The sequence below is a fragment of the Halegenticoccus tardaugens genome, assembly GCF_004116405.1.
GTDB classification, from domain to species: Archaea; Halobacteriota; Halobacteria; order Halobacteriales; family Haloferacaceae; genus Halegenticoccus; species Halegenticoccus tardaugens.
Genome location: NZ_SDIC01000002.1, coordinates 198,297 through 212,390 on the forward strand (window position 1 = coordinate 198,297; position 14,094 = coordinate 212,390).

General features: G+C 59.0%; 15 protein-coding genes and 1 pseudogene. 7 read left to right on the top strand and 9 right to left on the bottom strand.

What is annotated here, in order from left to right:
• Positions 1-86 precede the first annotated feature (86 nt).
• The 4 genes and pseudogenes from C3L37_RS05230 to C3L37_RS05245 form a co-directional block, all read right to left on the bottom strand.
• Positions 87-1,136 carry an LLM class flavin-dependent oxidoreductase gene (locus C3L37_RS05230; RefSeq protein ID WP_129113578.1) on the bottom strand — a complete coding sequence of 350 codons (1,050 nt, stop codon included), beginning with the start codon at positions 1,134-1,136 and terminating at the stop codon, positions 87-89.
• 3 nt (positions 1,137-1,139) lie between these two features.
• On the bottom strand, positions 1,140-2,375 hold the full coding sequence (locus C3L37_RS05235) for a Zn-dependent hydrolase (RefSeq protein ID WP_129113579.1): 1,236 nt from the start codon (positions 2,373-2,375) through the stop codon (positions 1,140-1,142).
• Between the two features lie 388 nt (positions 2,376-2,763).
• Positions 2,764-3,993, bottom strand: a pseudogene (locus C3L37_RS05240) (RNA-guided endonuclease InsQ/TnpB family protein).
• A gap of 3 nt (positions 3,994-3,996) precedes the next feature.
• Positions 3,997-4,143, bottom strand: a complete 147-nt coding sequence (locus tag C3L37_RS05245; RefSeq protein WP_129113580.1) for a DUF2080 family transposase-associated protein — start codon at positions 4,141-4,143, stop codon at positions 3,997-3,999.
• A 462-nt stretch (positions 4,144-4,605) separates the two neighbouring features.
• Here C3L37_RS05245 and C3L37_RS05250 point away from each other — a divergent pair, with 462 nt between their 5' ends.
• Positions 4,606-5,967 carry a cytosine permease gene (locus C3L37_RS05250; RefSeq protein WP_129113581.1) on the top strand — a complete coding sequence of 454 codons (1,362 nt, stop codon included), beginning with the start codon at positions 4,606-4,608 and terminating at the stop codon, positions 5,965-5,967.
• A gap of 307 nt (positions 5,968-6,274) precedes the next feature.
• On the opposite strand, the gene C3L37_RS05255 is transcribed toward C3L37_RS05250, so the two are convergent.
• On the bottom strand, positions 6,275-6,763 hold the full coding sequence (locus C3L37_RS05255; protein ID WP_129113582.1) for a hypothetical protein: 489 nt from the start codon (positions 6,761-6,763) through the stop codon (positions 6,275-6,277).
• On the bottom strand, positions 6,763-7,065 hold the full coding sequence (locus tag C3L37_RS05260; protein ID WP_129113583.1) for a CopG family transcriptional regulator: 303 nt from the start codon (positions 7,063-7,065) through the stop codon (positions 6,763-6,765). The genes C3L37_RS05255 and C3L37_RS05260 overlap by 1 nt, the downstream gene beginning before the upstream one ends.
• Positions 7,066-7,703: 638 nt before the next feature.
• Here C3L37_RS05260 and C3L37_RS05265 point away from each other — a divergent pair.
• The 4 genes from C3L37_RS05265 (at position 7,704) to C3L37_RS05280 (ending at position 10,097) form a co-directional block, all read left to right on the top strand.
• On the top strand, positions 7,704-8,108 hold the full coding sequence (locus tag C3L37_RS05265) for a MarR family winged helix-turn-helix transcriptional regulator (RefSeq protein WP_164974672.1): 405 nt from the start codon (positions 7,704-7,706) through the stop codon (positions 8,106-8,108).
• A gap of 7 nt (positions 8,109-8,115) precedes the next feature.
• Entirely contained in the window at positions 8,116-8,502 is a 387-nt protein-coding gene (locus tag C3L37_RS05270) for a nuclear transport factor 2 family protein (RefSeq protein WP_129113585.1), read from the top strand.
• Between the two features lie 196 nt (positions 8,503-8,698).
• Positions 8,699-9,601, top strand: coding sequence for a VOC family protein (locus C3L37_RS05275; RefSeq protein WP_129113586.1), 903 nt, complete (start codon positions 8,699-8,701; stop codon positions 9,599-9,601).
• Complete coding sequence (locus C3L37_RS05280; protein ID WP_129113587.1) at positions 9,591-10,097, top strand: SRPBCC family protein; 507 nt, start codon at positions 9,591-9,593, stop codon at positions 10,095-10,097. The genes C3L37_RS05275 and C3L37_RS05280 overlap by 11 nt, the downstream gene beginning before the upstream one ends.
• A gap of 48 nt (positions 10,098-10,145) precedes the next feature.
• Here the strand turns inward: C3L37_RS05280 and C3L37_RS05285 are convergent, their stop codons facing one another.
• From C3L37_RS05285 to C3L37_RS05295, 3 genes are all read right to left on the bottom strand, one after another.
• Positions 10,146-11,264: a winged helix DNA-binding domain-containing protein gene (locus tag C3L37_RS05285; RefSeq protein WP_129113588.1), complete on the bottom strand. Its 1,119-nt coding sequence runs from the start codon at positions 11,262-11,264 to the stop codon at positions 10,146-10,148.
• Positions 11,265-11,374: 110 nt separating this feature from the next.
• Complete coding sequence (locus tag C3L37_RS05290; protein ID WP_129113589.1) at positions 11,375-11,959, bottom strand: YdeI/OmpD-associated family protein; 585 nt, start codon at positions 11,957-11,959, stop codon at positions 11,375-11,377.
• Between the two features lie 16 nt (positions 11,960-11,975).
• A complete protein-coding gene (locus C3L37_RS05295; RefSeq protein WP_129113590.1) occupies positions 11,976-12,266 on the bottom strand; it encodes an SRPBCC family protein in 291 nt (96 codons plus the stop codon).
• A gap of 31 nt (positions 12,267-12,297) precedes the next feature.
• Between C3L37_RS05295 and tnpA the strand changes: the two genes are divergently transcribed.
• On the top strand, positions 12,298-12,693 hold the full coding sequence (tnpA, locus tag C3L37_RS05300) for an IS200/IS605 family transposase (protein ID WP_129113591.1): 396 nt from the start codon (positions 12,298-12,300) through the stop codon (positions 12,691-12,693).
• Positions 12,690-13,982, top strand: coding sequence for an RNA-guided endonuclease InsQ/TnpB family protein (locus C3L37_RS05305; RefSeq protein WP_129113592.1), 1,293 nt, complete (start codon positions 12,690-12,692; stop codon positions 13,980-13,982). The genes tnpA and C3L37_RS05305 overlap by 4 nt, the downstream gene beginning before the upstream one ends.
• The last annotated feature ends 112 nt before the right edge of the window (positions 13,983-14,094 follow it).

The window sequence follows — 14,094 nt, forward strand, 5'->3', positions numbered from 1 at the left end:
AAAAAGTTCACTATATAGTGGCAGATCTACCATGTGTTCTACCCCAAGGGCGTTCTGCTGGAGGATGTTCGAAGACGATTCGACGACTACGTCTCGGCTTTGGCCTCGGCCAGCGCGTCGACAACGTCCTCCATGTTGTCCGTCAGCGGATAGACCACCGGTTCGGTACAGCCGGCCGCACAGTAGTCCCGAACGCGTTCGATCACGTCATCGCGGGTCCCCGCTGCGACGATATTAGTGACAATGTCGTCGCTGACGTACTTGGAGGCCTGTTTGATGTCGGCAGCGGTGGCCGGCCAACCGCCCAGCTCTGCCTTGACCTTCTCCGCCTGCTCGTCATCAATGCCGCACGCCTTCGTGATATGCGGTTGCTGGCCGATATACTGCGTGGCGAGGTTGCGCGCTTGGTCGATAGCATAATCGACATCCTCGTCCATCGACACTGCGATGAGCTGTGGCCGGTCGACGTCTTCCAAAGATCCGTCCTGCTTCTCGACTCCCTCTTTCAGTTTCTCCAGACCTCTGAGGTTGTGCTCGGGAGGGATAAGATAGTTCATGAATATCCCCCCGGCGATACCGCTTCCAACGAGTTCGCCGGTGAGTTTGTGCATCGTCTCGCCGGTCGCTCCGACGTATATTGGTACGTCGCGCGGTTCGGCGTTGGAGCGGACGAGATCCAGTTCGATGTCCTCGACACGGAGCGTATTACCCTCGTAAGTGACGTTCTCGAGGTTGAGCAGGCGCTTGGTCACGGTACAGTACTCCCACATCCGCCGGAGTGGCCGTTCGCGGTCGATCCCGACTTTCGAGGCCAGCGGGTCCCACCACGCGCCGATACCGAGTTTCATCCGCCCACCCGAAAGCTCGTGAAGCGTCGAGAACGTCTGGGCCATCAGCGCCACGTTCCGCGTGTAACAGTTCGTAACACCCGGAGCGATATCTATCTCGTCGGTCACCTGCGTGTACGCGCCCATCAGGGTCATAGCGTCCCGGACTAGTCGCGATTCGCCTTGCCACACTGAGTCGAGACCCGCCTCTTCCGCGTATTGGGCGTGTCTCACCTCATCTTCGACGTGCGGTTTCTCCCAGTTCCAGATACCGGCCCGCGTGAATTCGCGATCGAAATTGGCTTTCATGAGTTATGGCTCCGTTGTGAGTTCGAAAGCCGCGTTCGCGAGCGTGTTCGCCGCCGCGTAACAGTCCGACCAGCTCGTGTATTCCTCCTCGGTGTGACTTTTTCCATTCTCCGAGACGGAGAACACCATCCCGGTGTCCATTACCTTGTGCGTGTGCGTTGCGTCGTGACCAGCACCACTGAAGATCCGCATACCATTGTAGTTGAGCTGCTCCGCCGCGCGCGCTACGGCGTCGACGCATCTATCTGCGAAGTGAACGGGATCGGCCCACATACGGTCTTCATAGTCCCAGTCGACCCCCTCGCGTTCGGCGGCCCATTCGGCCTCAGCAAGGATTCGGGTCCGCGCCTCCTCAATCACGTCGGTGTCAGGATCTCGAAAACCCCAAGTAAACGTCACTTCCTCAGGGATGGTGTTGATAGAGTTAGGTTGAGCGTCGATGTAGCCTGTAGTTCCGACAGTGCGTTCACCTAGGGTGCCCGGAATCCGTCGGATCTGGGAAATGACGTCGGCGGCCGCCACGAGTGCGTCACTCCGGTAGTGCATCGGGGTCGGACCGGAGTGGTCGGCTTCACCGTGGAAGGTGATCGCACCCCACGTGAAACCCACGATACCCGTGACGATACCCACATCTGTGTCGTTCTCCTCCAAGTACGGACCCTGTTCGATGTGGAGTTCTAGATACGAGTCATACCCTCTTTGAGGTTCCGCTGACGTCTCGCCCTTGTAGCCGATCCGCTCGAGTTCCTCCTCGAAGATATCTCCGTTCGCGTCAGTCTTAGCATGTTCCTTGTCGATATCGTGTGAGCCCGCCCATACGCCGGATCCCTGCATAGCAGGCTGAAATCGTGAGCCCTCCTCGTTCGTCCAGTTGACGATCTCAACCGGACGTTCCGTTTCGATACCTTCGTCGTTTAGCGTTCGGACCAGTTCGAGCGCTGCGACGACGCCCATCGCACCGTCGTAGATCCCGCCGTAAGGCTGGGAATCCAGGTGCGAACCCACGAGGACGGTATCGGCGTCGGGATCGGTTCCCTCTCTGTACCCAAACATGTTGCCGAACTCGTCGACGGTGATCTCGAGCCCTTCGCTCTTCATCTGGGTCGCGAACCAGTCACGGATCTGCTTGTCTTCGTCAGAGAGGGCAAGCCGGTGCAGGCCGCCACCATCCGTAGCCCCGATTTCCGCTTGCTCATTCATCGTAGCTACAAATCGTTCTCTGTCTATCTCTATCGGCATTGCTCACTATTTATGAATAATATACTAAAAAACTTTCTTCCAATCGGATCATATTCATAGTTCGACGAGGTAGGGTGTATATCGTAGAAGGTCACCTATTTCGCCGTAAAATACTGAGGTGGCTATCAACCGTCCCGATCACAGGGTGAAGTACCTCGGGGACAAGCCCCGAGGCGTCACCGTTTTGGCCCGCATCGCCACCGCAGGTGAATGTAATTCCCCTCGGGCTTCCCTTTCGGGTCGCCTTCGAATTACCACCCGAACGCCCGATACGTCCATGAGGGTCGGCGGCTCCACCCCGCCCGACACCACCCGTCTCACCGGCCGTAGCAAGGTGTTGAGAGGTGCCGCATTCCTCCGCAACTGCATGCAGTTGCGACGAAGTGAACTACCCCGCCCTGCTCGGCCTGACGGCCTCGCTGAGGACGGGGCTTCCTGTTTCCAAGACGCGCTCTGCAGGAACCGCAACGGTTCCCGGAGGGAGCGCAGTCTCCGCAGGCATTGAATCGGGGTGAACCACCCCTACTTGATCGAATCCGCGTGAAAGGATGTTGTACGCCGCGTTGAGGTCCCTGTCCGCTTCGAATCCGCACGAGGGACACGAGTGTTCGCGCACCCACAGCGGCTTCTCGGTTTCGACGCCGCACTTCGAACACTCTTTCGTCGTTCCGCGTGGATTGACCGCGACGAAGTGCGTGCCTTCGCGGTCGCATTTGTATTCGAGCATACGAAGGAACGTTCCCCACGCCGCTCCCGCACGGTTCCGACTGTTGGACGGGAGTTCCATCAGACCTTTGGCGTCGAGATCTTCGACCGCTACGAGGTCGTACTCCCGAGCGTAGTAGTTCGAGAGTTTGTGCAGGAAGTCCCGACGCTTTCGCTTCAGGTCGGCATGGCGACGGGCTACTACGCGCTGTTGCTTCTCGTAGTTCGCCGAGCCGTGATCCTTCCGCGAGAGGTCGCGTTGCGCGCGTTCCAACCGCTCGCGTTCGTCAGTTAGGTCGGGACCTTCGACGGCGGTTCCGTCGCTGTCGTGAGCGTACTTCAGGATACCTACGTCGATCCCGACGCACTTCTCGGGATTCTCGGGCTTCGGTGGTGCTCCGTTCTCGGTTTCGATCCCGAGAACAGCGAACCACTCGCCCGTCGGCTCCTGTTTGACGACGACCTCTTTGATCGTCGCGTCGGCGGGAACCTCGCGGTGGGAGATCATCGGAATGTCGCCGATTTTGGAAAGAGAGAGTACAGGCCGACCGCTCGTGTTGTTGAGCTTGAAGCCGGTTTGACTGTACGTGATCGAGCGATATTCCTGCGGGGCCTTCTACCGGAGTTCGCCGACGCGGTAGCCGTTGTCCTTCCGCCCCTTCAGAGTTGAGAGGTTGTCGTACAACCGTTGAACGACTTTCTGAAGCACCTTCGAGTGAACGTCCTTCAGCTCGGACCACTCGCGTTTGAGGTCGGGGAGAAGCGACTGTTCGGAGTAGGCGGACGTTCCGTCTACTCGGTTGAGCCGGTGAAGGAAGTGGTTGTAGACTTGCCGGCAGGTATCGACGGTCCACGCTAACCGCTCGTGAAGTTCGTCGGTCGGTTTGAGTCGATACCTGTAGTTGTAGCGCATAGTCTACTCGTCTTTGGATGGATCGGTGACGCGAACGACCTTGACGGTGGCACCTCGCCACCGCTTCGGAACGAGGACGTGAGCACCGTTCCCGGTGGGTTTGACCTCGCCTTCGTGGACTTCGCGCCCTTCGATCTCGTATCGATCCATTACCGATGTTTACACGAGGTAGAAACATAAAGCTACCGGTAGCGTGGGCCTGCGGGCCGGCAGTATCGCATTGATGAAAGATGATGACGGCGCTGTATCCTCTCCCTACTCGCTCCCTGCGGTCGCTAGTTGAGGAAGGGGCCTTAGCGCCTGCGTTCAGGTAAGGTCTTTAACTCGCCCAACTGTGCCGTGAGAGACGGTTGAACGTGCATTACCCATGTCGGCATTCACCCCCGAGGTCAAGCCTCGGGGCACTCTGCCTTGAGTTCTGTAGAAAATCCTCGTACACCAGTGAAGCGAGTCGTACTATCGAATACCCTAACGACCATCCCCCGTTTGGATTTCTTTTTTCCTTGCACTTCTTTCTCTACCGAGTTTCTACAAATCGGTTCAACTCTCCAAAAGAATTAAGCGAGGTCCGAAACACGTTGATTGTTGTCTCATGTCATGGAGGACTGAGCTATGAGTGATAGCACCGAACTTGAAGGCTTAGAACCGATCTCAAAGGACGAACGGACCATGGGACTTCTCCACTACATTCCGGTATGGTGGTCGTCTCTCATCATCGTCCAGGCGTTCGCTGTTGCGTTCTTCGCAGTGTATCCACACGGGACTCTCAACCTACTGCAGGCGGGAATCGCGATCGGAATCGGTTCCCTAATCGTGACTGTAGGGTTCATCGCGAATGGATTCCCGGGATATGAAAAAGGAATCCCTTTCGTGGTTCAAACCCGATCGGCGTTCGGAACCAAAGGCTCCATCATCCCCAATTATCTGCGTATCATCCCGGCCATCGGATGGCTCGGAATCGGAAATTGGATCGGAGCTCTCGCTCTTGAGAGCATTACCAGTACACTCTGGGGGTTCGGGAATGTCTGGGTGTACTTTGTCCTGTTTCTCCTCCTTAATCTCCTGTTAGCCCTGAACGGGGTAACCTCGATAAAGTGGTTCGATTCCTTAGCCGCCGGCGTCCTCACGATTTTGCTCGGGTATACGATATACGCGGTTCTGACCACGCAGACGATCCCGGCGGAAGTGATCAACTATCCTGGATCATGGGGTATGCAATTCTTTGCCACCATCACCGCAACCGTCGGGTTCGTCGTGACGGGTGCGCTAAACGCCTCCGACCTCAGTCGGCACCTGAAGAATCCAGGTAGCAGTCGAAATCAGGTGTTCGGTCATCTCTTCGGTATCGCGCCGCCGATGCTGTTCATGTTGGTCGTCGGACTCGTGTTCGGAGTTTCGACCGGAAATCCGAATCCGGTAGACGCGATCATGATCGTCGCTCCGAATCCTCTCATGGGTAGTCTGATGCTCCTCTTCATTCTCGGCGCCCAGATATCGACCAATCTGACATTGAACATTCTCCCTCCGACACACGTGTTTCAGGATTCTCTCGGACTGAGTTGGAGACAGGGCGTCGTTCTTACGAGCGCACTCTCTGTCGTCTCGTTCCCATGGGTACTGTTCACGAGCGATATCTTCTATGCCTTCATCAACACCTACGCGGCATTTCTCGGCCCTGCGCTCGGCGTGCTTCTCGCGGACTACTGGATCATCAGGAACCGAGATACCGATATCGACGCTCTCTATCGGACGGACCGGGAATCGAAATTCTGGTTCGTCAACGGTTACTCTGTAACGGCCATCATCAGCGTCCTCGTGGGGGCCGTGGTGAGTCTCCCCCTACTGAACATTTCGCTTTTGATCGGACTGCCGACCGGGTTCGGCATCTACACTGTTCTCCGACGGACGGACCTCGATGCGACCATCCAGTCGTACCTATCGGACGGGGACAGAGCCGCCTCCGGTGCAGACTGAGGCGGTATCTTCAGTTTCCCTCGCCGAGTGTCGACTGAGTGCGGGCAGCCACTTAAGCGACCTGTACAGGCGCTGTCTTTCTCACCTCTCGTTGAGCTGTGAGAGATCCCCTGTACGCTCTTCCTCGCTCATCACACCATGTGTGATCCGCGAAACCGACCGCTTCGCTCTTGTGCGCGCTGTATCCCCTCCCTGCTCGCGCCTCCCGTTCGGTCGGCGCTCGCTGAGGAAGGAGGCTTAGCGCCTCAATTCAGCTAACTCACGCTTTAGGAAGCGTTTCGTGCCCGTTCTCGGAGTGAGACGTCACTCAGTCGAACAGCTGGCGGGCGTACCGATAGATAGGCGCACCGAGCCAATCTCTTCGGTCAGCAATCGTGCGGAGTGCGGTTGTCGCTTCTTCCTCGCTGAGTACATTTCGTTTGACCAACGCGCGAAGCACAATAGGAGACAGTGCGACTTCTGCGTCGATGAGGTGCCGGAGTTCTGGAAGCGCGCGGTAGTCGTCGGTGATGAGGAATGCAGCTCCGACTTCTTGAACGGCGACAACACAGCTTGCCTCGCCCACATCGATACGGCTAGTTACGAGATCTTGGCCGTCGGTCTCGATGAGCTCGGCTTTGTCCACGAGAGCGAGTGCGGTAGATGCGCCTCGTCCATGGGGGTCATCGTAGTCAGCTGTCTGTTCGAGTTCGTCGATGACCGTGTGGGTCGTCACGATGACGAATTCCTCAAGCGTCAATTCGAGAACGTCACCGACCGCGAGCGAGATGAACGCACTCGTGTCGACAACGAGCATTAGAGATCCGCGAGTTTATCCGCTAGCTCTTCACCTCGGTCGAGTACCTGTTTTGACGCACGGACAGCTTCAGCGTCTTGTCGCCCGATAATGTCGGTGAGCGCTTTGAATTCGATCTGATCGCTGAGATAGAGGTCGACAACCGCTTCTCGGAAGCTCTCCTCTGACCCCTTCTCTTCGAGATACTGACGAAGCGCCTCGATGAGGACCTCTGTTCGATTCTTGTGTGTGACTTCTGCAGCGATGTCCGCGTGCGTCAGTAACTCCTCGGGAAGCCGGAAGTTGATCCGCTTCGTGCTCATGCTGTACGTACGTTGTACGTACAGATGTAAAAGCGTGTTGCTCATCGGAACGACTTTCACAGAACAAAAGAGCAGGAGATCGATTAGGTTGATGTGGGGACATATACGGTTCGTGATAGTCACCCACGACTACAGTCGTGGGCTTTCTCCTCGAATCTCTGTAATCACAGCTCACAGGGTTGGTCCATGTTGAGTAGCGCTGGTAGCGATCACACTCGTTCACGCATTGCTCAGCTCGTTAGGACCACCAGCTGAACGACGTCGTCCCTCTTCCTTACACGTTAAGTGGTGATTCACTGACGATGGATTTATATCGCTCAACCTGAGGACCGAGTCCAGCCGTAAGATCACGTCTGAAACCAATCCTGGGATAGATTACTCATAAGCCAAAAGTTCCACGGAACGAGAACTCCTCGCTCGTGGGCTTCGCAGATCTAGATAGCTGTGAGAACGTTGCCAATTGACGCCCAGGATGCCTCCTGAATCGGCTTTCGTGACCGGGGAATCAGACACACATGCTTTGCGCCAGTCAACATCGACACGACCTACATCGAGTAGGCATCCGGGGAGAGCTGACGGTGGAAGTGCCGAGCGAAGCGGACAGATACGTGTATATACACGTACAGCGTTCTAGTGCCGTGGATCTCTCCGCCACTAGGAACTGTCACTGTCTCGCTGCGCGCAAACACGCACGGGAAATCACGCGGCTCTACGACGAGAAGCTCCGTCCGCACGGGCTCCAGTCGACACAGTTCTCCGTCTTGGCTGTACTCGGAGTCAGGGGCCCGACGCAGCTCGGAGAACTCGCCGACATCCTTGGCCTAGAGCGGACGTCGCTCACGCGTAGCGCGGATCGCCTCGAAGACGAGGGGTGGGTCACCGACGCCGAATCGGACGATGCGAGGGTGCGCCGATTGAAACTGACCACCGCCGGTCGCGAGAAGATCGAGCACGCCTATCCTGCCTGGAAAGAGGCCCAGGACGAGATAGAGCGCCAGAAGACACACTCGGAGACGGAGTATTCCACGACAGGAGAAGTGTAACGACCCAATGACGACGATCAACGTCAGCGAGGAGTGCGGAAACGCCCCGAAGAAGCGGGTGCTCCGGGACCTGAACATCGCCTTCGCCGAGAATGATGCCGAGTTCATCCTTGACACCGTGGCCGACGATGTCAAGTGGACCACCGTCGGCGACGAGGAGATTCGCGGGAGAGACGGCGTTGCCGACGCACTGAAGCGAATGCAGGATGCGGACGTATCGGAGTTGACCATTCACGACGTCATCACGCACGGCACAGCTGCTGCGGTCGACGGCGAGTTGAAGATGGCGGACGGAGCGACCCACGCGTTCTGTGACGTCTACGGATTCACCAGCCACGCGAGGGACGCGAAGATCCGGTCGATACGATCCTACGTGCACGAAGTCAGTGACTGAGCGTACCAACACCGAAGGAAGACACTACCCATGACGATTCACGACACGAAACCGCTGGAAGTTCCCGGCCGCGATCGGTGGCGCGCGACTCCGGAAGCGCCGCTCGATACGACAGAGCGTTGCAACCGTCCGAGAAACGAACTGAACGCCGAACGGCCCGAGCCGATGTCGATCGCGTTAGATGGGGCGTGATCGCATGCAAAAGATCACTCCGAACCTCTGGTTCGACGGCAACGCAGGAGACGCAGTGGAACGGTACACCAATATCTTCGACGACGCGCGGATCGGAGATAGCACCCGATACGACGCGGCGTCGACAGCCGCCTCGGGGCAGCCGGAAGACAGCGTCATGACCGTGGAGTTCGAACTAGAGGGGCAGTCGTTCGTCGCGCTCAACGGCGGTCCCCAGTTCCAGTTCACGCCCGCCATCTCATTCGTCGTCAACTGTCCCACGACGGACGAGGTGGATGAACTCTGGTCGGAACTGTCCGAGGGCGGCGAGGAACTCATGCCCCTCGACTCGTACCCGTTCAGCGACCGGTACGGATGGACCACCGACGAGTTCGGCGTGTCATGGCAGGTGATCCACGCCGACTACATCTCGGAACGGAAGATCGTCCCGTCACTCATGTTCGTCGGCGAGCGGTGCGGCCAGGCAGAAGAAGCGATCGACTTCTACACCTCGGTGTTCGACGATTCGGCGGTCGGTGACATCGCTCGCTACGGGCCGGGTCAGGAGCCGGACGAGGAAGGGACAGTCATGTTCGCCGACTTCACGCTCTGTGGCCAGCACTTCGCAGCGATGGATAGCGCCCAGGATCACGACTTCGACTTCACCGAAGCGATCTCGTTCATCGTCGACTGTGCGGACCAGGTGGAGGTCGACTACTATTGGGAGGAACTCACGGCCGAGGATGGCGAAGAGGGCCAATGCGCCTGGCTTAAAGACAAGTACGGTGTGTCGTGGCAGGTCGTTCCCAGCGTGTTACCCGAACTCCTGCAGGACGAGGACGCCGAGAAAGCCGGGCGGGTCACGGAGGCGATGCTCCAGATGCGGAAGATCGATATCGACGCGTTGGAGGAGGCGCATGCCGGGTAGATCGAGAGAGGCACGCGTCCCGACTGGGGGAGCGAGCACGACCGTGTCGCAGGTCATTTACGCCCCCCGAGAGGACGTCTATCGAGCGTTCCTGGATCCGGAAGCGATGGCTGCGTGGCTCCCGCCGGACGGAATGACCGGCCACGTGCATCGCTTTGACCCACGCGAGGGTGGCGAATTCCGAATGTCGCTTACGTATCAGGATACAGGGGCTTCACCGGGGGGAGCAGGTGGGAAGACCACCGAGGACACGGATACTCATCGAGGACGGTTCGTGGAATTAGTCCCCCACGAGCGGATCGTGGAGGTCGTCGAATTCGAATCGGACGAGCCGAGGTTCGCAGGGGAGATGCGGATCACCGTGACGCTAGCGGACATCGAGGACGGAACCAAGGTCACCTACCGCTGTGAGAACATTCCGGAGGGGATTCGACCCGAGGACAACGAAGCCGGCTGTCGGTCGTCTCTCGGGAAATTGGCGAAACTCCTCGAGTAGGTAGATGCGGGATATCGACCCGGATTGCGCGGAGTGCGATTATGCCTCTCACGTCAGTTTGGTGATCCGGTACTCGACATCTCTGCCAAGGAAGCGTCCGATGTCCTCGACCTCGGCTTCGATTCCAGTTTCGACGGCTTCCGCGAGTGGCTCGAACGGTTCGACCACGACCGTTGCTACCGGCCTCGTCTGGTCCAGAGTCCAGGTCCCAGCGGCCAGCCCGTCGACGGTCACGGTAGCGCGTATCACGCCACCTCCCGGATAGACGCGGTCGATATACTCGTCCGGGACGACGAGCTCGCGATCCTCGTGACCGAGAAAGTAACTGTCGTACATCGGAAGGAGCCGAACGATCGGGGTGTCGTCCGGTTCGACTGTCGCCGGTGCTGAGAGCGTCCAGGCCCGCTCGCCTGCGATGTCTACCTCGGTCAGTTCGTCCTCAATCGCTTCCCATCCGGATCGAACGTCGCGCTTGTATAGCCCCGACCACGCGTAGAAGTCGTCCAGGGTCGCAGGCTCATAAGCGGCGACGTACCACCGTGCGAGTTCGGCGAGCGCGTCTATCTGCTCCGGGGCGGGATCGAGCGACAGCCACTCGTCGAGGAGCCCGTACCGCTCCCGGTCGTCAGCGGCTCCGACCTCAATCGCGATTCCCTCGAGACAGGCCCGCCGAACGACGTGAATCGGCGCCTGCCCGTCGGGATCGAATGCGAACCCCTCGGCGAGGAGTCGTTCGGCAATCTCCCCCCGCGTGAGTGGTCCATGATCGGCGAGTGCGCTCCGAACGACCGCCATGGCACGCTCGCAGTCGTCTTCGTTCAGGCCCAGTTGGGTGAGGCGTCGCTGGCCTCGGTCGACGTACAGCGGACCGAACAGTGGGAGAAGCCACGACACATCCTCGGTCGTAAGATAGTGGAGCGTGCCGCGCATGCACCACGTCCGGATGACCGATCGATCCTCGATTCGGGCCGCTTCCACGTCGGCAACCGTCACCTCACGACTCCGTGCACGAATAGCAAGTGGAGCCTGTCTGGCATCCTGTGCCTGTACCCCGCCACAGTCGTGGATGACCGTGGGGATGGCTGCCGCTGGGTTATCATCGTTCACGAGACTCTGCGCTCGCAAACGGAACAGTCGGGCCTGCTCGCCTGACAACCCTGTCACCATCGTTCGTTGAATGGGAATCGAACTGTGATAGTCGTTCGCTGCTCCGATTAATAACTCGACCCTCTTACCCGAAGGGTCAGATGAATCGAGGAGCGGGCGCTGTCGGGTGCTCAGAGCCGCCGCTTGTTGTTTTCATCGTACGCCCGGAGATCCTGTTCCGCGAGTTCGACGGTTCGCTCGATCCGCTTCTGCTTCGTCTCCGCCGTCTTGGCTGCCTCGACAAGCGCGATGAACGCGTGCTGATCCGTGTTCGAGAACGCCTGGAAGTGCTCCCAGGCCGTGTCGTTCTTCCGTAGGGCGCTCTCGAGTTCGTCCGGAATCTCGTGGTCGTCGGCCAGCCGATAGGCCTCCTCCCACTCTCCAGATTCCTTGGCCGCCTCGACGAGTTCCATTCCGGCAGGTGTCATCTTCCCGGCGTCCATCATTGCCTTGACGCGTTCCTTGTTCTTCTTCGACCACTTGCTGTCGGGCTTCCGTGGCGTGAACCGCCGCTTGTACGTCTCGTCGTCGATCCCATTGATGAGGCCGTCGATCCAGCCGAAGCAGATCGCCTCCTCGACCGACTTGTCGTAGCCGATGCCGGACTGCTCCGCGTCGGCCTTGTAGTAGCCGACCCACAGCTCGTCCCTGGTGTCGTGGTGCTCCTCGAGCCAGTCGCGGAACGCCTCTCGGGTTTCGAAGAATATCGGATCCATCGTCAGGGGGTACGACTCACGACTCCAGCAGCTCCTTCAGGTTGCTCAGCACCATCTCCCAGTTCTCCTCGGAGTGGGCCCGTGCTTCCTCGGTATCGTTATTATCCTGGGTGAGCGTCACGTCGGTCTCATCATCTCGTCCGGTAAGCTCCCACGTAACCGTGTGGTAGTTCTCGTGCACGTCGGGCTTGTCCGAGATTGGTGACGTGAATTTCGAGCGCAAGCCTCGCCCTTCAGGGCGGGGTCGAGCGGACACTCCGGCCACACCGTCCACCGAGATGCCATTGCCGGGGTTCGACCGGAACACTTACCGCCCGTGCTAACGATGGTATACACACATGGTAAAGAGCACCCGTCACGCTGTCTACGAACTCTACTACCACGTAGTGTTCATCCCGAAGTACCGGGAGCAGCGCCTCACGGGTGCGACCGCCGACCGGCTTCGGTCCATCTTCGAGGAAATCTGCGATGGCAAGGACCTCGAACTGGTCGAAGCCGAAATCATGCCCGACCACGTTCACTTGTTCATCGGCAGCCCGCCGAAGAACGCCCCGTCACTCATCGTCAACTGGGTGAAGGGCATTTCCGCCCGGTGGTACAATGAGCGGTCCGACGACCGTATCAAGTGGACGCGCTCGTACTACGTCGGGACTGCCGGCAGCGTCTCGAAAGATGCCGTCGAGCAGTACATCCGCGAGCAGAAGGACAAGCAAGACGGAGAGTGGACCGCATGAGGCGCGTCAACTCCTTCACCGTCGTCCCGCGCTCCGACGCCGACGAAGAACTGCTTCGCCGGCTATTGGACGCCTCTGCCTCGCTATGGAACCAACTCACCTACGAGCGCCGGCAAAACTTCACCGACCCCGACATCGACAAGTCGGTGTGGGACACCGAGGACTACCGCAAGCAGTACGTCGGTGTCCTCGGGAGCGCCACCGCCCAACAGGTGATTCGCAAGAACACCGAAGCGTGGCGGTCGTTCTTCGCCCTGAAAGAGAAGGGGGAAGCCAACGGCCTGCCGGGCTACTGGGGCAACGAGGAAGAAGGACGGGAGTTGCGGACGTACATTCGCAACGACCAGTACACGCTCCGCTGGGGCGACCGTTCGACCATCGAAATCACGGTCGGCAGCGACCTCAAGGACGAATACGGAATGGGCTACCGCGAACGGCTCACGCTCGACGTTCGTGGCAAGCCGAAATGGTCGGGCGACCAAGGCCGGCTGGAACTGTACTACGACGAGTTGAGCGACCAATACAGGGCCATACAACCTGTCACCACGGACGATTCTCGACAGGACTCACCATTAGCCGACGAGACGGCTGCTCTGGATATTGGCGCGAACAACATCGTCGCGTGTACGACCACAACCGGCCAACAGTACCTCTACGAAGGGCGCGACTTGTTCAAACGGTTCCGCGAAACGACCCGGCGAATCGCGGAACAACAGTCGAAAGTGAAGCGCGAAGAGGGACGGTACACGTCGAAGCGAATTCGACGCCTGTACCGACGCCGGACGCGACGGCGCGACCACGCGATGGACGCGCTGGCCCGCGACCTCTTCGAGCGACTGTACGACGAGGGCGTTTCCACCGTGTACGTCGGCGACCTCACCGACGTACTCGACACGCACTGGTCGGTGCGGGCGAACCAGAAGACGCACAACTTCTGGGCGTTCCGCGCGTTCATCGACCGGCTGGCGTGTACCGCCGAGGAGTTCGGCATCACCGTCGAAGTCCGCCCCGAAGCGTGGACCAGCCAAGAGTGTCCGCAGTGCGGTTCGACCGACCGGACGACTCGGCATCAGGACACGCTCACCTGTCCGTGTGGATTCGAGGGCCACGCGGACCTCACGGCGTCGGAGACATTCCTTCGACGGCACGAAACAGACGTACCACGGCCGATGGCACGGCCCGTATGCCTCAAGTGGGACGACCACACTTGGTCGGAGTCACCACGCTCTCACGAAAGTCTCAACGAGGAGCATACGAACCCGCAAGTTACCGCCGGGAACTCGGCATAGCCGAACCCCCACGGTGGAATCCTCGCGCTTTAGCGCGGGGAGGATGTCAACACCAGTGAATATGATTCGTTTTCTCGTCACCTTTTCGCGGGAGCAGTCGATTAAAGAGGTC